Below are 21822 nucleotides of genomic sequence, written 5' to 3' on the forward strand. Positions count from 1 at the left end.
TTTTTGTCTAACTTTTTGGGGGCAGTACATGATTGTTCCAGCTTTTTTGCTTATCTTGAACGTTGTTTTCCAGCGTTACGATTTTTCTTTTTATTTTGTTTTCTATTTTCAATAACGGCCTGTGCTTGAGGTGTTACATCTTTTTTACGACCAGAATTTTTAATGGCTTTAGGCGGATTATTTTTATATTCTTCAGCTACGCGTTTTCTGAGTTGAGGACGGATGTAATGATTGATAATCAATTGTTGGATAATCATGATGAAACCACCGACTACCCAGTAAAGTGTAACACCTGCTGGAGCTGTGAACGAGAAGATGACAATCATGAGCGGGCTCATGTACATCATTTTCTTCATTTGCTCTTTTTGAACCTCATCAACGCCGACAAGGGTCAAAGCAGATTGAATGAAATACAAAATTCCGACAATAATGGTGAGAAGAATGCTGGCTTTTCCGAGTGGAATTCCTAGGAAGACACTCTTAGCTACTCCTTCAGTGTATTGAGCAGAGAAATAAAGGGCAGAGAAAAATGGTAATTGAATCAGGAGAGGAAGACATCCGATACCTCCGAGCATATTGACACCATTTTCTTTTTGAGCAGCCATGAGAGCTTGCTGAGCAGCCAGTTTTTCTTCTTGTGTTTCAGCGTTCTTCATGCGTTCTTGGATAGGTTCAAAAATAGGCTTCAAATAATTCATCTTTTCTGATTGGTAAGTTGATTTCCAAGACTGATAAAGTCCAAGCGGAAGGATAATCAAGCGGACAATCAAAGTAACAATGATGATGGCAACACCAAAACCAAGCCCCATATTATTAGCAAAATACTGAATGGCAAGGCTCATTGGTCTTCCGATAATATCCCAGACCAATCCAACAGGCTTACCATTTTTGACTTGTACACATCCTGAGAGTAGCAGAAGCATAGACAGCCCTAACCCTGAGAATAAAATACGATTTAATTTTTTCACGTGTTTGTTTCCTTTTTCTAAAAAATAATACCTTTCTATTCTACTGTTTTTTTTCTAAATATACAATAGTTCTTGAGACCTAATTTGCAATTTTAAAATCTGAATAGGAATCAAAATTAGCCATTGTGACATCTAAATAGCTGACTTTTGAAAATGGCGTTGGTCCTTTGCGGATTTCTTGGATAAATTTTGCCATGAGGGCAGAATTCTTCGCTTGTGCTAAAATCTCTACAGTTCCGTCTTCATTATTCCAGACACGACCGGTGATACCACCGATTTCTTTGGCAAGTGTGTAAACACCCCAACGAAAGCCGACACCTTGCACACGACCTTGCGCAATCATTCTTACTTTTTGCATGTGAGCCTCCTTTTTGTGATATAATAGTTCTATGAATATTATAACCTCAAAAGCTAATAATGTGGTAAAAAATACTAAAAAATTACTTCAAAAAAAATATCGAAAAGATTCTTATTTGATTGAAGGCTGGCATTTATTTGAAGAAGCAGTCAATGCACAAGCTAAAATTCGGCATATCTTTGTTTTAGAAGAATTTGTCGACAGAGTGCAGGATTTTCCTCAAGTTCATGTAGTGACGGCAGAAATTTTGGCGGATTTGGCTGATTCCAAAACACCGCAGGGCATCGTGGCAGAAATTGCTTTTGAAAAACAGATGCTTCCTTCCGTTCTCAAAGGGAAATATCTTTTTTTAGAAGATGTGCAAGATCCGGGGAATGTGGGCACGATTATCCGAACAGCTGATGCGGCTGGCTATGATGGGGTGTTTATTTCGCAGCATTCAGCAGATATTTACAATCTGAAAACTCTGCGTTCCATGCAAGGCAGCCATTTTCATTTGCCTATTTATCGAGTAAAAACAGCAGATTTTCTTGACCTTGCTAAACAAGTACAATTTCCGATATTGGCAACGACACTTTCAAAAGATTCGATGGATTATCGGGAGTTAGCACCACTGTCGGATTTTGCTCTTGTGTTGGGAAATGAAGGTCAGGGGATTAGTTCTGAAATGGCAGAAGCGGCTGATTACCTCATTCATATTTCGATGAAAGGACGAGCTGAGAGTTTAAATGTCGCCGTTGCAGCAGGAATTCTCATCTTTTCTTTAAGTTAAAATTTAGAAATATATTTATAATTTGAAGCACATGGAGGTGGTTCTATGCTTTATAAAGAAGATAAAGAGTATATGGATCATGTTGGACAATTGATTGCTCAACCACGCGTCCAGAAATTAAAAACCATAACACATCACATTTATTCCAACCGTTTGGAACATTCGATTCATGTTAGTTATACGAGTTATAAAATTGCTAAGAAATTAGGTTGGGATGCAAAAAGTACCGCGCGTGGAGGTCTTCTGCACGATATGTTTTACTATGATTGGCGGGAAACGAAATTTAATAAAAGCCATGCTTGGGTACACCCTCGTTTAGCAGTACGAAATGCACGCAAAGTGACCAGGCTGAATAAAGTTGAAGAAGATATTATTGTTAAGCATATGTGGGGAGCAACATTGGCACCACCGCGGTATAAAGAGGCTTATATTGTCACCATGGTGGATAAATACTGGGCAATTAAGGAAGCGATGGCGCCAGTTCGGAAAAGAATGGCTAAAAGAAGACTTTTCCACAGAAAAATGTTAAAATCATAACATATAACAATAAAGGAGAGAGCTTATGAACAATACAATTATTCAAGAAAATAGTGGTATCAATAGTTTTTACGCTAAAGTTTATTCATTAGTCGGTATGGGGATTGGCATTTCTGCCCTTGTCACGGCTTTGATGTTAACAATATTTCAAGATGTGATTTATTCAGTAATAATGGCGAATAGTTGGATTTTTTACTTAGCTATTTTTGCTGAGTTGGTTCTTGTCTGGGTAGCTTCAGGAATGTCTGCCAAAAACAATCCAGCTGCATTGCCAACTTTTCTAGTTTATTCGGCTTTAAATGGCTTTACGATTAGTTTAGTGTTGGCTCTTTACACACAAGCAACGGTTTTAGCAGCCTTCATTACCTCGTCAGCGATGTTTTTTGCTATGGCATTGATTGGGAAATTTACCAAAAAAGATCTTTCTGGTCTGGGCAGATCCTTTATTGCAGGTCTGATTGGAGTTATCATCGCTAGTTTGGTGAATATTTTCCTTAGAAGTTCTGGACTAGATTTCATTATTAGCATTATTAGTGTGATTATCTTCTCTGGATTGATTGCTTGGGATAATCAAAGAATTCGCTATGTCTATGAGCAATCAGGCGGAAATGTAGCAGCTGGTTGGGCAGTTTCACTCGCCTTAAGCCTTTACCTTGATTTTATCAATCTGTTCCTCAGCATTCTTCGTATTTTTGGAAGAGATAATTAAAAGCAAGAATTAGAAGTTGGACTGGTTTCAGCTTCTTTTTTTATGATATAATAAAGCAAATGAAAAGAAAGTATGAGACTAGTTATGAATGAACCTTATATCAGTAGTGAAAAATTAGCTGAAATCACAGCTCAATTTCCAACACCATTTCATTTGTATGATGAGAAAGGTATTCGTGCAACAGCTCGTGCGCTTCAGAAAGCCTTTTCTTGGAATCAAGGATTTAAAGAGTATTTTGCAGTGAAGGCAACTCCGAATCCGACTATTTTGAAAATCTTGAAAGAAGAAGGCTGTGGAGTAGATTGTGCCAGCTATGTAGAACTTTTGATGAGCCAAAAAGTAGGTTTTTCAGGAAATGACATGATGTTTTTGTCCAATGACACGCCTGCAAAAGAAATGCAATTTGCGCGTGAATTGGGAGCTACTATCAATCTTGATGCTTATGAAGATGTTGCATTTTTACAGGAAGTGGCGAGCATTCCAGAAATTATTTCTTGCCGCTATAACCCAGGCGGTGTATTTGAGTTGGGAACAGATATTATGGATTCTCCAGAAGAAGCCAAATTCGGGATGACCAAAGAACAACTCATCCAAGCATTTAAAGATTTAAAAAATTTGGGCGTTAAAAAATTTGGGATTCATGCCTTATTAGCTTCTAATACTGTTACGAATCATTATTATCCTGAATTAGCCCGTCAGCTATTTGAATTAGCCGTTGAGGTCGTAGCTGAGACCAATGTGGACCTGGATTTTATCAATCTTTCAGGCGGAGTAGGCGTTCCTTATCGTCCAGAAGAAAAAGCAAATGACATTTTAGCGATTGGGCAAGGAGTTCGCCGAGTTTATGAGGAAATTTTAACACCTGCAGGTTTAGGAAAGGTTAAAATTTTTACGGAACTGGGACGTTTTATGCTGGCCCCTCATGGATTATTGGTGACGAAAGTATTGCATAAAAAGAAGACTTATCGCACTTACATTGGTGTAGATGCTTCAGCAGTGAACCTGCTGCGTCCTGCTATGTATGGCGCTTATCATCATATTACAAATATGGATCACCCAGACGGACCGACAGAAATAGTGGATGTGGTCGGCAGTCTTTGTGAAAACAATGATAAATTTGCCATTCAGCGCGAACTGCCGATTACCAATATTGGGGATACCTTAGTGATTCACGATACAGGAGCACATGGTTTTTCAATGGGCCATCAGTACAATGCTAAACTTCGTTCAGCTGAAATTTTACTGGAAGAAGACGGCGGTGTACGAATGATTCGGCGTGCTGAAATACCAGAGGACTACTTCGCAACTTTGTATGGCTTTGATTTTGAAAAATAGACAATTTTTGATATAATAAGAAGATGTAAAAAGGGAAAAGAGGATTACATATTTATGAATTTACTATTAGCTATTTTGTTGATTATTGTGGCTTTTTTTGGTGGCATGCTCGCTGGAATGTATCTAGTTCGCAAACAAATTGAAAAAGAATTTGCAGACAATCCACGTTTGAATATTGATGCGGTTCGTACGATGCTATCTGCAAATGGACAAAAGCCAAATGAAGCAAAGGTACAACAAGTGTATCGTCAAATTAAAAATCAACAAAAAGCAGCACTTGAAAATGCTAAAAAGAAAAAATAAGCTGTTAAAACAGTATAAAATTTGATTTTTAAAGAGATAAATGAATGGGGATTTGGGACTTGCACCCAGTCCCTTCTTTAGAAAGAAGAACTTATGGATAATCGACCAATTGGTTTTTTAGACTCAGGAGTGGGCGGTTTGACAGTTGTTCGTGAATTGATGCGGCAGCTTCCACATGAGGAAGTGATTTATATCGGTGATTCTGCACGTGCGCCTTATGGTCCCAGACCAGCAGATCAGATTCGCGAGTATACATGGCAATTAGTGCAATTTCTCTTAACTAAAAATGTCAAAATGATTGTTCTCGCCTGCAATACAGCTACTGCTGTGGTTTGGGAAGAAATCAAAGAAAAATTGGATATTCCAGTTTTGGGAGTGATTTTACCGGGAGCTAGCGCAGCAATTAAAGCCTCTCAACATGGGACGATTGGCATTATTGGAACGCCAATGACGATTCAATCAGATATTTATCGGCAAAAAATCGAACGTCTTTTACCAGAAGTGGAGGTGACAAGTCTTTCTTGTCCCAAGTTTGTCCCACTGGTAGAGTCTAACGAGCTGTCGTCTAGCATTACGAAAAAAGTGGTCTATGAGAGCTTGATGCCGCTAAAAGGCAGGGTAGATACTTTAGTGTTAGGCTGTACGCATTATCCTTTGCTAAAACCAATCATTCAAAATGTAATGGGACCAACAGTGAAACTGATTGATAGTGGAGCAGAATGCGTGCGGGACATTTCTGTTTTGCTCAATTATTTTGAAATCAATCACAGCAGAGAAGGAGAACTTCCTCAACACCGCTTTTTTACAACAGCAAATGCGAAAAGTTTTGCTGAAATTGCAGAAACGTGGCTAAATAAAGAAATAAATGTGGAGCATGTGACCTTATGAGTAGCAAAATTTATGAGTATAAAGATACCCAAGATTGGTATGTTGGAGAATGGTCTCCCTATGGTGGTGGATTCTATTTTAAAGACGTCGTTTCAGAAGAATTGAGTCGCATGGAAGAAGGGCTCCGTCAATTAGTAGTTGAAGAGCAGTCTTTTTCTGTTGCAGTGATTCAATATAACTCCATAATGTCTTTTGTTCAATTTGTCCTGCAAATGATTAATGAAAATCAAGATTCACAGTTTCAGGCGCAATTTCATAAAGGTGCTATTCTGATTACGGAAAAAGGACAGTTAGTTTTAGTGCATTTGCCTAAAAATGGGATTCAGCTGAATGATTTCTTTTCTCAGAAAAACTTGTCAGGTTTGACAGTCGGAGATACGATTTTAGTCGCTACTCGCAATGAAGGAAAAACTGCTGAATTTCGTAAAATATTTGAAAAATTAGGCTACAAAATTGAAAACCTGAATGACTACCCTGATTTGCCAGAGGTAGCAGAAACTGGAATGACTTTTGAAGAAAATGCTCGTTTGAAAGCAGAGACCATTTCTAAGCTGACTGGCAAAATGGTATTGGCGGATGACTCAGGCTTAAAAGTGGATGCACTAGGTGGTCTTCCTGGAGTTTGGTCTGCTCGCTTTGCTGGAAATGATGCAACAGACTTAGAAAACAATGCAAAATTGCTACATGAATTGGCAATGGTTTTCGACTTGAAAGACCGCTCTGCACAGTTTCATACAACTCTTGTGGTGGCAAGTCCTGACAAAGAAAGTCTGGTCGTAGAGGCTGACTGGTCAGGCTATATCAATTTTGAGCCGAAAGGTGAAAATGGATTTGGCTATGATCCTTTATTTTTAGTAGGTGAAACAGGCAAAACATCTGCAGAATTAACAATGGAAGAAAAAAACGCTCAATCACATCGAGCTCAAGCAGTTCAAAAATTAGTGGAGGTATTTCCAACATGGCAAAACAAACCATCATCGTAATGAGTGATTCTCATGGAGATCGTGCTATTGTAGAAGAGATAAAGACCTATTATCTCGGAAAAGTAGATGCTATTTTTCATAATGGTGATTCTGAATTGCCAAGTGATGATGAAGTATGGCAAGGGATTTACGTTGTAGCTGGGAACATGGATTTCTATGATGGTTATCCAGATCGTTTAGTGACAGACTTAAACGGCACGATTATCGCGCAAACTCACGGACATCTTCAACAGATCAATTTTGGTTTTCAAAAATTGGACTTATGGGCACAAGAGGTAAATGCAGATATTTGTTTGTATGGGCATTTACATATTCCAGATGCGTGGATGGAAGGAAAAACACTCTTTTTAAATCCAGGTTCTATCAGCCGACCGCGAGGTGTTATCAATGAGCGACTTTATGCTAAGGTAGAGATTAGTGATGATGCATTTCAAGTGGACTATTATACGCGTCAACACGAACTGTATTCTCGCCTATCAAAGGAGTTTACTCGATGATTGCCAAAGAATTTGAAAATTTTCTCTTACAGCAAGAAGATACTTTTTTAACACCGGCAGAAAACTTAGCTGTCTTGATTGATACTCACAATGCTGATCATGCTATTTTGTTGTTGAGTCAGATGACCTATTCGCGAGTACCCGTTGTGACAGATCAGAAAAAGTTTGTTGGAACTATTTCGCTGACAGATATCTTGTCTTACCAAATGCAGCATGAAATCCCTGATGAGGAATTTATGACAACGGATATTGTTCACATGGCGAAAAAAGATGACCTGACAGTCGGTCCGGATTTTACATTGACAGAAGTGCTGCATAAGTTAGTAGATGAGTCCTTCTTGCCAGTCGTTGATCAGGACAATACATTTCAAGGAATTATTACACGCAAATCTATCCTAAAAGCAGTTAATGCTCTTTTGCATAGTTTTGCGAATGAATACGAGATTCATCCAAAATGAAAGAAGAAATAACAACCTTTTTAGAAGGAAAAAATTTATCTGACAATTCAAAAACAGCTTATTTTTATGATTTGGAGCAGTTCGTAGATGTGACCCATGCAAAAATTACAGAGACCAATCTGCGGATTTACCAAGCTTCTATCGCTGACTTTAAACCTTCTGTTCAGAAACGAAAATTATCTGCTATCAATCAATTTTTGCATTATTTATATAAGCAACGATTGATTTCAGATTTTTATCGTTTGGAGTTGCCAAAAGTGGGAATCCCGAAAGAACACGATGCGGAAATTTTGGATTTGTCTGATTTTTATGCAGATACAAATCAATACAACGGTCGCTTGATTGCGCTTCTCATTTTAGAAATGGGGCTTTTACCAAGCGAAATTTTGCAGTTGAAAGTAGCAGATGTCAATCTGGATTTTCAGATTATTCGCATTGAGAAAGCAGGTCAAAAGCGTATTGTGCCCATTCCAGACCAATTGATTGGAGAATTGGAAACAACTCTGGAAGGAACTTACTTGTTAGAAAAGAATGGAAAAAGCTATTCGCGGCAATGGGGCTTTCGTCAATTAGAGGCTTTTTTGATTGAAAAAAATCAAGCTACTTTATCAGCTCAGGGTTTGCGGGAGCAATATATTTTACGCCAGCGAGAAAAAGGCGTAGAAATATATGAAATTGCGCGCAATTTAGGCTTGAAAACAATGATGACGTTGGAAAAATACAGATAATGGACATAAAAATTAAAGATTTTGAAGGCCCATTGGACTTATTGCTTCATTTGGTGTCAAGATACCAAATGGATATCTATGATGTGCCGATTACAGAGGTTATTGAGCAATATCTGGCTTACGTAGCGACGCTTCAAGCTATGAAGTTAGAAGTGACGGGTGAATACATGGTAATGGCAAGTCAGCTCATGTTGATTAAAAGCCGAAAACTCTTACCCAAAGTAGCTGATAGCTTAGAAACTGAAGAAGATTTGGAGCAAGATTTGCTTTCTCAAATTGAGGAATATCGGAAGTTCAAATTATTAGGTGAGAAAATGGCTGAGCAACATGAAGAACGAGCTCTTTATTATTCCAAACCTAAAATTGAATTGGTGTATGAAGGTGCAACATTGCTCCATGATAAGACAACGATTGATTTATTTTTGGCTTTTTCTAAATTGATGACGCAAAAAAGAGAAGAATTTGCTCAAAGTCATACAACGATTGTCAAAGATGAATATAAAATCGAAGACATGATGGATGTGATACGTGAACGCTGTTATTCTCAAGAAAAAATTGCTCTGCAAGCCATTTTTTCAGAAACAAAAGATATGAATGAAGTGATTACCTTATTTTTAGCGACATTGGAATTAGTAAAAGTTCAGGAAATTCAAGTGATACAAGAAGAAAATTTTGGGAATATTTATCTAATAGGAAAAAGAAATGAGTAAGTTAGCAGAGATTGAAGCCCTGCTCTTTGTGGCGGGCGAGGACGGCTTGCGTGTCCGTCAACTGGCAGAGCTCCTCTCTATGCCTCCTACGGGAGTGACACAGAGTTTGGAGAAATTGGCAGAAAAGTATCAAAAAGATGAAGATTCAAGTCTTGCCTTGTTAGAGACGTCGAATACTTATAAAATTGTTACCAAGCAAGATTTTGCTGAATTGTTGCGGAAATATTCAAAAGCCCCGATCAATCAAAGTTTATCAAGAGCCGCCTTGGAAACTTTGTCCATTATTGCTTATAAGCAGCCTATTACGAGAATGGAAGTGGATGAGATTCGTGGGGTCAATTCTAGTGGTGCGATTTCAAAGTTGCAGATATTTGACTTGATTCGTGAAAATGGAAAAAAAGAAGTGCTAGGGCGCCCAAATCTTTATGTGACAACGGATTATTTTTTGGATTATATGGGAATTAATAGCTTAGAAGAATTGCCAATAGTAGAAGAGACAGAGTTAATAGCAGAAGAAAGTCAGCTATTTACTGAAAGGATAGAGGATGAGAATCAATAAATATATTGCCCATGCTGGGATTGCGAGCCGTAGAAAGGCAGAAGAGTTGATAAAACAAGGGCTTGTCACTGTGAATGGACAAGTTGTTCGTGAGTTGGCGACGACGATTAAGTCAGGTGATCGTGTTGAGGTCAGTGGTCAGCCAATTTACAATGAAGAAAAAGTGTACTATCTCTTAAACAAGCCTCGCGGTGTCATTTCTAGCGTGACAGATGATAAAGGTCGTCCAACGGTAGTTGATTTGTTGCCAAATGTCACAGAGAGAATCTATCCAGTTGGTCGACTTGATTGGGATACGTCAGGTGCTTTGATTTTGACAAATGATGGCGATTTTACAGATGAGATGATTCATCCGCGAAATGAAATTGATAAGGTCTATGTAGCTCGTGTCAAGGGAATGGCTGATAAAGAAGTTCTCCGTCCCTTGACCAAAGGTGTGGAAGTTGATGGCAAAAAAACCAAACCAGCGGTTTACGAAATTCTGAAAGTAGACCCGGTTAAGAATCGTTCGGTTGTTCAGTTGACCATTCATGAAGGACGAAATCACCAAGTGAAAAAGATGTTTGAAGCTGTTGGCTTGCAAGTAGATAAACTTTCTCGTACGCAATTTGGTCATTTGAATTTAACTGGTCTTCGTCCGGGTGAAGCTCGCCGTCTCAATAAAAAAGAGGTCAGCCAGTTACATAACCTAGCTGTGACGAAGAAAAAATGATGAAAAAAATCTTTATCGAACCAGTGCGTTTTTATCAAAAGTTTATCTCGCCAGCCTTTCCACCCTCTTGTCGCTATCAGCCTACTTGCTCAAATTACATGATTCAAGCGATTGAAAAGCACGGTGCTAAAGGTGTCTTAATGGGAATTGCACGTATTTTGCGTTGTCATCCTTGGGCAGAAGGAGGAGATGATCCTGTACCAGATGTTTTTAGTTTGAAGCGCAATTATGCAGAAGACAAAGAAAGAGGTTGAGACGCATCCTCTATAAAGTGGTCAACCAGAGATTCTTTATAAAATACTATAACTTAATATTACAAATAAGAAAAACGGACAATTTTGACATTCTAACTAACAGAAAATCAAAATTGCTCGTTTTTTGTATTTCTCGCTGGCCTTTTGTTGCTGGTTCATCTCATACTCAATGAGAATTGAAAAGTTTTAAAGGCATTCGCTGTGTGAAATCTAAAGACTGCCAGCTAATATTGTACTTTTGTCTCCATACTTTTTTAATAGTTGGTATACTTCGTTTTTTCGTATTTCAAATGTTTCAAATTGACTAGATAGTTCTCGAAATTGATTCAGTTTTTTTCAGAGGAATGGTTGTTTTCTTCAAGATAATCTTGTAGTAATTTAATCTTTTTAGATAATTCATCCTGATTATTTTGTAAATGCTCCAGATAATTTTTGAAATTTATGCTCGCTATAATAAATTCTGCATTGCTTCCAAAGCTATCATAAAATTTTTCATAATAATCTAAAGTCTTATCATTATAGTTGCGACGTTCAGAAGTTGATGAAGTAATCTGCTTAAATTTATAAAGCTCATTACGTTTAAGTTTATGCAGTTCTATACCAAATGTTTTAGCCTTTTTGACTAATGATTTTCCTTGTTTAGTAAAAGACTTTAGTAATGTTTCTTCTGTTAAGTCATCTAGGTCTTTTACAAAATGCCAATCACCTTCACCTCCAGGATAGTCCTTTTGCAAGCCATCAAATTGGTAATTCAGGTTGGTGAGCATAGATACAAGTTCCTTCTTTTCTGTACTAATGGGATCGCCTTTACTATTGAAGACTTGATAAATATCATAGGGTTTCACAACCAGCTCTATAGCATTTAATTGTTTTGCATAGATTTTTAACTCTTCATAGAATTTAGGCAAGAACTCATAATTAGTGACAACAGGTCCAGAGTTGATTTCTAGGTATGGACCACCTGCCATTTTTGTACTAAATAATAATGCTGATACTTGTAATTGATTGTTATCAAAGAAGCCAATGAACTCAACATTATATCCTATTTTTTTCAATAGAATAGACATTTCTACGGATTGGATAAAGGATTTTCGTTTCGCTTTTTGATAATGTTGCTTAAATGCTTCTTTAGTAATTATTTCTAAAGGCATTGTTCTGTACTCCTTAATCATTTGTAGGTTAATAAAAAGAGCTGGTGAAGCTACAGAATAAAATTATTTCTTATTTGAAAACGTTTTTATTTTGAACTATTTTATCACCCAGAATTTAACCCTGTCAAAATACTTGCTCTTGAATTTTAATATTATGAAATTTTTAATTCACCAAAATTTTGTATTTATAAAAGAATAGGCAAACGAAGCCATAGGAAATTCAGGTTTCTTACGGATTTTATTTATGGCTTAGTTGATAAAAGAAAATAAAAAAACAATCCAAAGGAGCATTTTCTCTAGAAAACAAAAGACAAACCTACCAAAATGGTGGTTTGTCTACAGTCTGAGATATTAGTTTTATGACCAGCGATTTTCAGGCGATATGCTATCGTTTGGACCATGTCTGTGGCATAAAGAGCAGGATCATTGGGTAAATCTCTAAACGCCCTGCGATCATTGCAAGAGAGAGTAGGAGTTTGGAAATAGGACCAAAGATGGCAAAGCTATCAGTTGTTCCTAACATTGGTCCAATGTTGTTGAAACAGCTAAGAACGGCACTGACGACTGTCATCAAGTTATTATTATCTAAACTAACGATGAAAATGAGAAAGATGATAATCATCGTATAAAGTACAAGGTATTTTAAGATTTTATGCTGAGTGTATTTGTCAATTACACTATGATTGACGTGCAGAGTCAATACCCGCTTTGGTGAGAGGGTGGACAATACTTGATTTTTAGCAATGCGAACCAGCATTAAGCAACGAACTACCTTTAAACCGCCGGCGGTTGAACCAGCAGAACCCCCTATACACATAAGAATGAGGAGGATGAACTGAGAAAAGAGTGGCAAAGCCGTGGTGTCTCCAAAACCAAAGCCGGTTGTAGTAATAATATTAGAGACTTGAAAAAATGAAATCTCCAAAGTTTGAGAGAGGTTTTGGTAGATATGAAAGACATTAAGGCAGATGAAAATCGTTGCAGATGCTACAATAATGAGATAAGTTCGCAATTCTTCATCGCCAAAGGCTGCTTTAAATTTCCTCAATAGTAAAAAGTAATAGAGATTGAAATTCACTCCAAAGATAAGTACTCCAAAACTGACTAGATACGTAATGAGAGAGCTGTTATAGTGAGCAATTCCGTCATTGTAGACACTAAAGCCTCCTGTTCCCGCTGTTCCCATGGCAATGATCAAGCTATCAAATAGAGGCATGCCTGCCAGATAATAAATCACTACAAAAATAGCAAAAAGTGCTAAATACAGCAAATAGAGAATTTGTGCAGTATCCTTTAATTTAGAGACAACTTTACCAAAAACAGGACCAGGGACTTCTGCTCGCATTACTTCCAAATGACCATTTTTATTATTTTCCATAATAGCAATAGCAAAGACGAGTACTCCCATACCTCCGATTAAGTGGGTAAAACTACGCCAAAAGAGTAAGGAATGTGACAAAACAGAGACGTCTGGTAAGATAGAAGCTCCAGTTGTTGTAAAGCCTGAACTGATCTCAAAGAAAGCGTCGATGAGATGAGGAATTTGTCCTGAAAAAACAAAAGGAAGCGCCCCAAAGAAGGACCAAAGTATCCAGCATAAGGCGACAATTAAAACCCCTTCTTTGGCATAAATATGATGATTTTTGGGCTTAAAAGAACTGCCTAAAAGTCCGACTGCCAAGAGAATGCCAATTGTAGCGCTAATTGAGAGCAGGTTTTGATTGGGTTCATGATAGATAAATGCTACAATGAGGGGAATCAGTAGCAGTCCTGCTTCAATGATTAACAATTTTGAGAGGAGGAAACGAATCATACTTCTATTCATGGCTTACCTCTCTAACAAATCATATATTTGCATGATATTTTGGATTAGTGTCGTGACGATGATTTGGTCGCCTATTTGAATGTGGTCTTCCAGTCATTTTATTTTCTTCCTTTATTTGAAATTGCAGGGTTTCGATTTGTCCATTGGCAAGGTGGTGCATGGCTTGTAAATCAGAATATTGGGCATTCACACGTCCGCGGACAAAGTGCATAATCGTGTCAACAGCGATTCTCTTTGGTGTTACAATGCTTGAAAATTCCTGACTGTCAATGATTTCAAGCAAGCTAGTCCGATTGACTTTCGTGATATTTTTTTGAATACCCATGCTTTCAAGGAACATAGATGAAATGATATTTTCCTCATCGACACCAATCAAAGTGGCAACAGCGTCATAGTGCGGAGCACTTTCTTCTAGTAAAATGTCTTTTGCGGTACCGTCTCCTTGAACAATATGTAAATGTGGAAATTCTTGACTAAACCATTCAGCATGTCTCGGATTGATTTCAATCACCTTCAGTTTTATTTTGCTATTTTTTAGGATATTGAGTAGGTAATAAGCAATTTTCCCAGCTCCAATGAGCATCAGACTTTTTATGACTTTTGGTCGAACGAAATTATGGAAAAGAATAACCTCAACTCGGTTTCCAGTGACATAGATAGTATCATTCTGAAAAATGGTGATTTCACCGTCTGGAATGAACAATTGGTTATCGCGTTTGATGGCACAAATCAGAACATTTCCAAATTTTTTTCGGAATTGAGATAAAGTCATCTGGCAGAGGTTGCTATTTTGTTTGAATTTGAAGGCCATTAAACTGACACGTCCATTTGAAAAATGCTCCACGGAAAGCGCGTTAGGAAATTCGATGATATTTGCAATGTACCGGGCTGCTAGTAGCTCAGGATTAACAATGAGCGAAAAACCAAGAATATTTTTTTCTTTAAAATAAGAATTTGAATATTCTGGGTTACGAGCACGAACAATCGTTTCTTTTGCCCCCCATTTTTTAGCTAATACAGCTGAAATCATATTGACTTCATCTTGCTCCGTCATGGCAATAAAAATGTCACAATGTCCGACATCAGCCTGTTCTAAAATTTTAAAATTGGCACCGTTACCCACAATGCCCATAATATCATAACGTTTTGTAACCCTATTGAGGACAGATTCATTTTGTTCGATTAGAATCACATCATGATTTTCCGCCACAAGTGAACGGCAGAGTGCAGCTCCGACTTTACCGCCACCAACGACAATAATTTTCATCTTATACCTCCCAAGTATATCCTATCATACCCTTTTTGCAAAAATTTCATCATTTTGAAGAAAGAAAAAGAGATATTTTATTCAGAAGAGTCCAGTAATTGAAAATAAAAAGATAAAACTTGAAAATTCATCATAAAAATCTAGAAAATATGAAAAAATAAAGTTTTTTTGTTGACATGTGCTAATAAAGTGATATACTAAGAAAGTACCCTCATTGATTTACCTCAAACCTGTTGTGATGTAAGTTAATGAGCCTTAAACCACGCTGTCTGCTGAGCTTGACTCCGGGCAGTGTGGCTATTTTTTTGCTTGATAGCAATCACAGTTCACTAAGGTAGGTGAGAAGGTTATAACATATGACAACATTTCAAAATCACATTGTTCTTTTTGAACCACAAATTCCTCAAAATACAGGAAATATCGCACGGACTTGCGCAGCAACGAATTCATCGCTTCACATCATTTTACCAATGGGATTCCCGATTGATGATCGTAAGATGAAACGGGCTGGCTTGGATTATTGGGATAAGCTGGACATTACTTATTATGACAATTTAGAAGAGTTCATGAGTAAAATGGACGGACAATTGTATTTGATTTCTAAGTTTGCGGAGAAGGTTTATGCGGAAGAAAATTTTGCAACTGTTGGAAATCACTATTTCATGTTTGGGCGTGAGGATAAGGGATTGCCAGAAGATTTTATGCGTGATCATTCTGAAAAAGCCCTGCGTATTCCTATGAATGATGAACATGTCAGAAGTCTGAATTTGTCAAATACAGTCTGTATGCTGGTGTATGAAGCCCTGCGGCAACAGAATTTTGCAGGTTTGGAGCTAGTACATCACTATGCACATGACAAATTAAAATAGGATTTCTTAAAAGAATGGACGACATCGGATAAAATGCTTGCTCTAGCAGGCTTTTTTTGTTATGATTAAAGGGTCTTCAGGGCAGGGTGAAATTCCCGACCGGCGGTAATTTGCAGCTGTTGACAATCTTTTGTTTTTATATAGCGTTGTAGTTTCTTTGTGTACCTTTGAAACGCCACTTCATTTAAAAACAAAATCTTTGCCAACTGGATAGCTGTTTTAAGTCCGCGAGCGTAAGCTGATGTGGTGCAATTCCACAACCGACAGTACAGTCTGGATGGGAGAAGACGAGAGGCAATGAAGAAGGTCTAAAAGTACAGCTTTTAAATTTTATTTAAGGAAATTTTCTTATACTATTTCAAAGGTTCCGTTGATTTAGAGAAATCGTTCTTCAGCAAGCCTTCCAGCTTCTCTAATTTTTATAAATTGGAGGAACCTGTTATGACACATACACGCAAAATGGCTGTTGTTGCCATTCTTTCAGCAATTTCATTTTTGCTGATGTTCTTTGATTTCCCGATTTTACCGGGGGCTAGCTTTTTAAAGCTAGATTTCAGTATTTTACCAATCTTACTGGGATTAGTGGTGTTGGATTTAGGTGGTGCTTTGAGCATTTTATTGGTTCGTTCGGCGCTCAAACTGCTGCTGAACAATCAAGGCGTCAATACTTATATTGGCTTGCCGATGAATATCATTGCGGTTGCTGTTTTCGTAATTGCTTTTGCTTTGATTTGGAAAAAAGAGCAGACAACCGTTCGTTTTCTAATCGCTTCTGTGGTGGGGACGCTCGGATTGACCTTGGCAATGCTGATTCTCAACTATGCCTATGCTATTCCACTCTATACAACATTTGCTAATTTTGATATTTCAAAGATTCTGGGTGTGGCAAACTATCTATTTGCAATGGTCATTCCATTTAATCTATTAGAAGGTGTGGTTTTTGCAGTTGCCTTCTGGCTGATTTATCTGCTTTTGAAACCAATTTTAATCAAGTATGAAAAATAAACAAACGTTTTTAACCAAGGGCTCTTTTGCCCTTTTACTTTTTGTGATTTTAGGATATGTTGTCAAGTTTCATCCTAATTATTTAAAAGGCTTTGATTGGCCAACTCAGACAATTTTGCGTGGGGATTTACCAGATTCTTTGACATTTTTCTTTTCTAACGTGACAAGTCTAATCAACATACCCGTTATTATAACTTGGGTTGTAGTTTTAGTTGGTCTTTTCCTTTATAAAAAATGGTGGAGTGAGGCGATTCTTTTGGCTGGAAATCTTGCTTTGACGGGAATTTTAGTGGCTCTTTTGAAAAATGTCTATCAACGTCCTCGTCCTACGATCCAACATTTAGTAGAAGAAGGTGGATTTTCTTTTCCGAGTGGACATGCCTTGGCTTCGACGTTAGTTGTTGGGGCGTTAGTGATTATTGTGAGCCAGCGCGTGAAAAATCGTCATCTCAGACATTTGCTGCAAGTGTTACTCATGGTATTCATTCTTACAATCATGACATCTCGCGTTTATCTAGGAGTTCATTATCCAACAGATGTTTTAGGAAGTCTTTTCTTAGGTTTAGGGATGTTGCATATTGAATTTCCTTATTATGATAAGTTGCGCTTCCAATGGCGTTTTGCAGGAAAGCAAAAATAGATTGTTAGCAGACAGTTTAGAGGAGGCAGGGTGGCAAAAGTTTTAGATAAACGTCTGATTACTCAAATTTTGTCAATAGTTGAGCAGATTCCTGTGGGAAAAGTGACTACCTATGGACAAATTGCGCATTTGATAGGGCGAGAAAGAAATGCTCGTTTGGTAGGTCGCGCCCTGTCTCAGGCTGGACTTTATGGGAAGTATCCTTGCCATCGTGTGGTTAATTCCGCAGGACGCTTAGCGCCAGCGTGGGAGGAGCAGAGACATCTCCTTTGGGCCGAAGGAGTGACTTTTAAAACGAATGGCTGTGTGGATTTGAAAAAGCACCAATGGAAGCCAACGGACATTAGTAAAGTGTAAATGGAACTCCGAACGCGAGTTCTGTTTTATTTTGTGGTACAATGAAAGTTATGAAACCATATAATTCGTTAAATGCTTATTATCGAAAACTATTTGGAGAGAAGACCTTTAAAGTTCCGATTGATGCTGGCTTTGATTGCCCTAATCGAGACGGAACGGTAGCTCATGGTGGCTGTACTTTTTGTACGGTATCTGGGTCAGGTGATGCCATTGTAGCACCAGAAGCACCGATTCGTGAGCAATTTTACAAGGAAATTGATTTTATGCATCGAAAGTGGCCTGAAGTCAAGAAATATCTAGTTTATTTTCAAAATTTCACCAATACCCATGATAAGGTGGAGGTCATTCGTGAGCGATATGAGCAAGCCATCAATGAGCCAGGAGTTGTAGGTATTAACATTGGAACCAGACCAGACTGCCTGCCTGATGAGACGATTGCTTATCTAGCAGAATTATCCGAACGCATGCATGTGACGGTAGAGCTGGGCTTGCAGACGACTTATGAAGCTACTTCGCAATTGATTAACCGCGCACATTCCTATGAATTATATGTTGAAACGGTTCAACGTCTGCGGAAATTTCCAAAAATCGAGATAGTTTCTCACTTAATCAATGGCTTACCTGGTGAAACTCACGAAATGATGATAGAAAATGTTCGCCGCTGTGTGACAGACAATGACATTCAAGGGATTAAATTACATCTTTTGCATTTAATGACCAACACACGCATGCAACGAGATTATCATGAAGGACGCTTGCAGCTGCTTAGCCAAGATGAGTATGTTTCAATTGTTTGTGACCAATTAGAAATAATCCCTAAGCATATCGTCATTCATCGGATTACAGGCGATGCGCCACGAGATATGTTAATTGGCCCTATGTGGAGCCTCAACAAATGGGAAGTTCTCAATGCGATTGAACAGGAAATGAACCGTCGCGGCAGCGTTCAAGGGTGTAAAGCAAAGGAGCAACGATTTATATGTTAAGACCATTACAAATGGCACATGCTTTTTTAGAGGAAGTAGTGACTGATGAAGACATCGTCGTTGATGCCACTATGGGCAATGGGCACGACACGCTTTTCTTGGCACGACTGGCTAAAAAAGTGTATGCTTTTGATATTCAAGAGCAAGCCGTTGAGCAAACTACCAAGCGCTTGGCAGAAGCTAAATTGGACAATGTTGAACTGCTTTTGACAGGTCACGAAAATGTGGATCAATATGTTGAAAGTATTAAAGCAGCTATTTTTAATCTAGGCTATCTTCCGTCGGCAGATAAAACAGTGATTACGCAGCCACATACAACTATTCAGGCTTTGGAAAAATTATGTCAGCGTTTAGTAGCTGGCGGTCGGATTGCAATCATGATTTACTATGGGCATGCAGGTGGCGATGTGGAGCGAGATGCAGTTTTAGACTTTGTTAGTCAATTGCCGCAGCAGGAATTTACTGTCGCCCTTTATAAAACAATCAACCAAATCAATCAGCCCCCCTTTTTAGTGATGATTGAGAAATTAAAAATGACCTAAGTGGAGAGAAAAATGGATAAGCAATATCTACATGAAAAATTGAGCTGCTTGCGCAGTCAATATCTAGATTCAACCAATGGAGAAATCTTAGCAAAGCAAGTAAATGATGCGCAGATGAGCAAAAAATGCTTCGGATTAAGAAAAAATTAGTCAATCTTGAAATGGAGCGCTGTCAAAAAATGATTGAGCATCGCGATTTATCGAAAATAGAGCAAAAAATCTCCGAGCAGAAGATGCTTTTTGAAAAATGCTGTAGGCAAAAATAAAGGAGGAAAAGGTGGACTTACTCCTTTATATTATTATCTTTTTATCTGTTCTGATTGTTTCAAATGCCACCAACAAGCTATTTCCAAGCTTGCCAACGCCACTCATACAAATTCTATTAGGGATTGGCTTGGGATTTTTCATTCCAGTTGGAACGTTTCATTTAGAGACGGAGCTGTTTCTAGCTTTAATCATTGGACCGCTACTGTTTCGAGAAGCAGAAGAAAGCGATATTACCAGTATTCTTAAGCATTGGAAGATTGTTATTTATCTGATTTTTCCAGTTATTTTTCTATCAACTTTTAGTCTTGGCTTTTTGTCACATTGGCTATGGGTGTCCCTTCCTCTTGCAGCTTGTATCGCAGTTGGAGCCGCCTTGGGTCCGACTGATTTAGTGGCTTTTGCGTCCTTATCTGAGCGCTTTACCTTTCCAAGACGTGTAGAAAATATTTTGAAAGGGGAGGGCTTGCTAAATGATGCGAGTGGTTTAGTTGCCTTTCAATTTGCCCTGACGGCTTGGACAACAGGGAAATTTTCAGCTCAGGAAGCCAGCACCTCACTTATCCTTTCAATCATTGGCGGTTTTATTGTGGGTGGTCTAACTGCTTTTTTAAATCGTCAATTGCAAAAGCTGCTGTATATGGTGCGAGCCTCAGACACAGCAGGAGAACTGTTGTTAGAATTAAGTTTACCGTTGCTGACATTCTTTTTGGCCGAAGAAATCCATGTATCAGGAATTATTGCAGTGGTCGTGGCAGGGATTTTTAAGGCTAGTCGTTTTAAAAGGATTACTTTATTAGAAGCTCAAGTTGATACCGTGACAGATACGATTTGGCAAACTGTCACATTTATGCTGAATGGATCGGTCTTTGTCATTTTAGGAATAGAGTTAGAAACGATAGCTGAACCCATTTTGAAAAGTCCGGTTTATGATAATCTCTGGCTCCTTCTAACGATTCTTTTGCTGACGATTGTGCTATTTGCCATTCGTTTTGTCATGATTTATGGCTTTTATTTCTGGAGAAGTCTGCGTTTGAAAAAGAGAATGTCGAAATATTGGAGAGATATTGCTCTGTTAACTTTTTCAGGCGTGAAAGGAACGGTGTCTATTGCGACCATTCTCTTGATTCCAACAGCGTTAGAACAAAAGTATCCTCTCTTGCTTTTCTTGGTGGCTGGGGTTACGTTGCTTAGTTTTTTGACAGGGCTTGTAATATTACCTCGTTTATCAGAAAACAAAGAAGAATCATCCGACTACCTCATGCATATTGCTATTTTAAATGACGTTGTCCAAGAATTAGAAGAAGATTTGAAACATACCAAAGTCAAGGCTCCGCTTTACGCGGCTATTGATAATTATCATGGACGAATAGAAAATCTTATCCTGGAGCAGGAAGGAAAATCTGTTCAAAAAGATTTGACAGATTTGCAATTGCTGATGCTGAGTATTGAAAGTGACGGCTTGGAACAAGCCTACGAAGAAAGAAAAATAAGCAACCGTGCCTATTCCATTTACCAACGTTATTTATGGAATATGGAGCAAAGAATCAACCGCAACCTTGCTTCGCGCTTCACTTATTTTTTGATTAGCTTTTTCAGAATGACTCGCTTATTGTTACATGAGATTGTTACGTTTGGCTCTACTTTCCGTAATTGGCTCAATCAAGATAGAGCAAAGCCTAGTAAGGCTGAAAGAGAAGAGATTGCCGAACTGTATCTAGCCAATACAGAAGTGATTATCGGGAGTTTAGAAAATCTGAAGGGCGTTTATAATACTGCGCTTATCAATTTCTTACAAGATTCGCGTATTCGTGAGACAGCAATTATTGAAAGCAGTGTTTTATTGAGCGGGTTATCACGCGTATCAAACCGAATAATATCAAGGAAATGCTACGAGGTTATTATTTGGAGCGGAAGATTATTTTTGAATACGAACACGAAAAGCTGATTTCAGCTAGTTATGCAAAATTTCTCCGTCAAAATGTCAATAATTTAGAAAATTATTCTCTCAAAGAAACCGCCAATACATTACCATACGACATGATGAACTATGTCAGACAGAAATAAAACGGGAGTGGATTGAGCACTTAGTTGCGAATTCACTCTTTTTTAAACGATAAATTGCAATAAAAAGTGCAACGTTTA

24 protein-coding genes, 3 pseudogenes and 1 riboswitch are annotated in these 21822 nt (G+C 38.1%); of the genes and pseudogenes, 22 read left to right on the forward strand and 5 right to left on the reverse strand.

Features of this window, described 5'->3' with window-relative positions; translation table 11 throughout:
• Window positions 1-50 precede the first annotated feature (50 nt).
• Together yidC and HMPREF2933_RS04450 are read right to left on the reverse strand one after the other, a co-directional pair.
• Window positions 51-968, reverse strand: coding sequence for a membrane protein insertase YidC (gene yidC / locus HMPREF2933_RS04445; RefSeq protein ID WP_024051484.1), 918 nt, complete (start codon window positions 966-968; stop codon window positions 51-53).
• Between the two features lie 79 nt (window positions 969-1047).
• A complete protein-coding gene (locus tag HMPREF2933_RS04450) occupies window positions 1048-1326 on the reverse strand; it encodes an acylphosphatase (RefSeq protein ID WP_022526596.1) in 279 nt (92 codons plus the stop codon).
• A 31-nt stretch (window positions 1327-1357) separates the two neighbouring features.
• On the opposite strand from HMPREF2933_RS04450, the gene HMPREF2933_RS04455 reads away from it, so the two are divergent.
• The 14 genes from HMPREF2933_RS04455 (at window position 1358) to yidD (ending at window position 10771) form a co-directional block, all read left to right on the forward strand.
• A complete protein-coding gene (locus HMPREF2933_RS04455) occupies window positions 1358-2098 on the forward strand; it encodes a TrmH family RNA methyltransferase (protein ID WP_024051485.1) in 741 nt (246 codons plus the stop codon).
• A 45-nt stretch (window positions 2099-2143) separates the two neighbouring features.
• A complete protein-coding gene (locus HMPREF2933_RS04460) occupies window positions 2144-2635 on the forward strand; it encodes an HDIG domain-containing metalloprotein (protein WP_024051486.1) in 492 nt (163 codons plus the stop codon).
• 25 nt (window positions 2636-2660) lie between these two features.
• The gene (locus HMPREF2933_RS04465; RefSeq protein ID WP_024051487.1) at window positions 2661-3344 is read left to right on the forward strand and encodes a Bax inhibitor-1/YccA family protein; all 684 of its coding nucleotides are present in this window, start codon (window positions 2661-2663) and stop codon (window positions 3342-3344) included.
• An 84-nt stretch (window positions 3345-3428) separates the two neighbouring features.
• On the forward strand, window positions 3429-4679 hold the full coding sequence (locus tag HMPREF2933_RS04470) for a diaminopimelate decarboxylase (protein ID WP_024051488.1): 1251 nt from the start codon (window positions 3429-3431) through the stop codon (window positions 4677-4679).
• 54 nt (window positions 4680-4733) lie between these two features.
• Window positions 4734-4982 (forward strand): YneF family protein, encoded by a 249-nt coding sequence (locus tag HMPREF2933_RS04475; protein ID WP_003031614.1) that lies wholly within the window; start codon window positions 4734-4736, stop codon window positions 4980-4982.
• 93 nt (window positions 4983-5075) lie between these two features.
• Window positions 5076-5870 (forward strand): glutamate racemase, encoded by a 795-nt coding sequence (racE, locus tag HMPREF2933_RS04480; RefSeq protein ID WP_024051489.1) that lies wholly within the window; start codon window positions 5076-5078, stop codon window positions 5868-5870.
• Complete coding sequence (locus HMPREF2933_RS04485) at window positions 5867-6853, forward strand: nucleoside-triphosphate diphosphatase (protein ID WP_024051490.1); 987 nt, start codon at window positions 5867-5869, stop codon at window positions 6851-6853. The genes racE and HMPREF2933_RS04485 overlap by 4 nt, the downstream gene beginning before the upstream one ends.
• Window positions 6829-7350, forward strand: a complete 522-nt coding sequence (locus HMPREF2933_RS04490; RefSeq protein WP_024051491.1) for a metallophosphoesterase — start codon at window positions 6829-6831, stop codon at window positions 7348-7350. The genes HMPREF2933_RS04485 and HMPREF2933_RS04490 overlap by 25 nt, the downstream gene beginning before the upstream one ends.
• A complete protein-coding gene (cbpB, locus tag HMPREF2933_RS04495) occupies window positions 7347-7808 on the forward strand; it encodes a cyclic-di-AMP-binding protein CbpB (RefSeq protein WP_024051492.1) in 462 nt (153 codons plus the stop codon). The genes HMPREF2933_RS04490 and cbpB overlap by 4 nt, the downstream gene beginning before the upstream one ends.
• Window positions 7805-8536 carry a site-specific tyrosine recombinase XerD gene (gene xerD / locus HMPREF2933_RS04500; RefSeq protein WP_024051493.1) on the forward strand — a complete coding sequence of 244 codons (732 nt, stop codon included), beginning with the start codon at window positions 7805-7807 and terminating at the stop codon, window positions 8534-8536. The genes cbpB and xerD overlap by 4 nt, the downstream gene beginning before the upstream one ends.
• Window positions 8536-9246 carry a segregation/condensation protein A gene (locus HMPREF2933_RS04505; RefSeq protein WP_024051494.1) on the forward strand — a complete coding sequence of 237 codons (711 nt, stop codon included), beginning with the start codon at window positions 8536-8538 and terminating at the stop codon, window positions 9244-9246. The genes xerD and HMPREF2933_RS04505 overlap by 1 nt, the downstream gene beginning before the upstream one ends.
• Window positions 9239-9805: an SMC-Scp complex subunit ScpB gene (gene scpB / locus HMPREF2933_RS04510; RefSeq protein WP_024051495.1), complete on the forward strand. Its 567-nt coding sequence runs from the start codon at window positions 9239-9241 to the stop codon at window positions 9803-9805. Before HMPREF2933_RS04505 ends, scpB begins: the two co-directional genes overlap by 8 nt.
• Entirely contained in the window at window positions 9792-10517 is a 726-nt protein-coding gene (locus HMPREF2933_RS04515; RefSeq protein WP_024051496.1) for a pseudouridine synthase, read from the forward strand. Before scpB ends, HMPREF2933_RS04515 begins: the two co-directional genes overlap by 14 nt.
• Window positions 10517-10771 (forward strand): membrane protein insertion efficiency factor YidD, encoded by a 255-nt coding sequence (yidD, locus tag HMPREF2933_RS04520; RefSeq protein ID WP_042753912.1) that lies wholly within the window; start codon window positions 10517-10519, stop codon window positions 10769-10771. Before HMPREF2933_RS04515 ends, yidD begins: the two co-directional genes overlap by 1 nt.
• 326 nt (window positions 10772-11097) lie before the next feature.
• Here the strand turns inward: yidD and HMPREF2933_RS10095 are convergent, their stop codons facing one another.
• From HMPREF2933_RS10095 to trkA, 3 genes and pseudogenes are all read right to left on the reverse strand, one after another.
• On the reverse strand, window positions 11098-11922 hold the full coding sequence (locus HMPREF2933_RS10095; RefSeq protein ID WP_024051498.1) for a peptidoglycan bridge formation glycyltransferase FemA/FemB family protein: 825 nt from the start codon (window positions 11920-11922) through the stop codon (window positions 11098-11100).
• A 385-nt stretch (window positions 11923-12307) separates the two neighbouring features.
• Complete coding sequence (locus HMPREF2933_RS04530; protein ID WP_070672582.1) at window positions 12308-13747, reverse strand: TrkH family potassium uptake protein; 1440 nt, start codon at window positions 13745-13747, stop codon at window positions 12308-12310.
• Between the two features lie 3 nt (window positions 13748-13750).
• Window positions 13751-15014, reverse strand: a pseudogene (trkA, locus tag HMPREF2933_RS04535) (Trk system potassium transporter TrkA).
• A gap of 356 nt (window positions 15015-15370) precedes the next feature.
• Here trkA and HMPREF2933_RS04540 point away from each other — a divergent pair.
• The 8 genes and pseudogenes from HMPREF2933_RS04540 (at window position 15371) to HMPREF2933_RS04570 (ending at window position 21744) form a co-directional block, all read left to right on the forward strand.
• A complete protein-coding gene (locus HMPREF2933_RS04540) occupies window positions 15371-15883 on the forward strand; it encodes a tRNA (cytidine(34)-2'-O)-methyltransferase (protein WP_024051501.1) in 513 nt (170 codons plus the stop codon).
• Between the two features lie 68 nt (window positions 15884-15951).
• Window positions 15952-16176: riboswitch (FMN riboswitch) on the forward strand.
• A gap of 148 nt (window positions 16177-16324) precedes the next feature.
• Window positions 16325-16888, forward strand: coding sequence for an ECF transporter S component (locus HMPREF2933_RS04545; protein WP_024051502.1), 564 nt, complete (start codon window positions 16325-16327; stop codon window positions 16886-16888).
• On the forward strand, window positions 16878-17528 hold the full coding sequence (locus HMPREF2933_RS04550) for a phosphatase PAP2 family protein (RefSeq protein ID WP_024051503.1): 651 nt from the start codon (window positions 16878-16880) through the stop codon (window positions 17526-17528). The genes HMPREF2933_RS04545 and HMPREF2933_RS04550 overlap by 11 nt, the downstream gene beginning before the upstream one ends.
• Window positions 17529-17558: 30 nt before the next feature.
• Window positions 17559-17885, forward strand: coding sequence for an MGMT family protein (locus HMPREF2933_RS04555; protein ID WP_024051504.1), 327 nt, complete (start codon window positions 17559-17561; stop codon window positions 17883-17885).
• Between the two features lie 41 nt (window positions 17886-17926).
• Window positions 17927-18871, forward strand: coding sequence for a tRNA modification radical SAM protein MnmL/YtqA (locus HMPREF2933_RS04560; RefSeq protein ID WP_003023668.1), 945 nt, complete (start codon window positions 17927-17929; stop codon window positions 18869-18871).
• Window positions 18865-19413: a tRNA 5-(aminomethyl)-2-thiouridylate-methyltransferase MnmM gene (locus tag HMPREF2933_RS04565; RefSeq protein WP_024051505.1), complete on the forward strand. Its 549-nt coding sequence runs from the start codon at window positions 18865-18867 to the stop codon at window positions 19411-19413. Before HMPREF2933_RS04560 ends, HMPREF2933_RS04565 begins: the two co-directional genes overlap by 7 nt.
• 12 nt (window positions 19414-19425) lie before the next feature.
• Window positions 19426-19679: pseudogene (locus HMPREF2933_RS09705) on the forward strand (hypothetical protein).
• A gap of 11 nt (window positions 19680-19690) precedes the next feature.
• Window positions 19691-21744: pseudogene (locus HMPREF2933_RS04570) on the forward strand (cation:proton antiporter).
• Window positions 21745-21822: the final 78 nt, after the last annotated feature.

This window comes from Streptococcus sp. HMSC066F10, from assembly GCF_001813805.1.
GTDB classification, from domain to species: domain Bacteria; phylum Bacillota; class Bacilli; order Lactobacillales; family Streptococcaceae; genus Streptococcus; species Streptococcus vaginalis.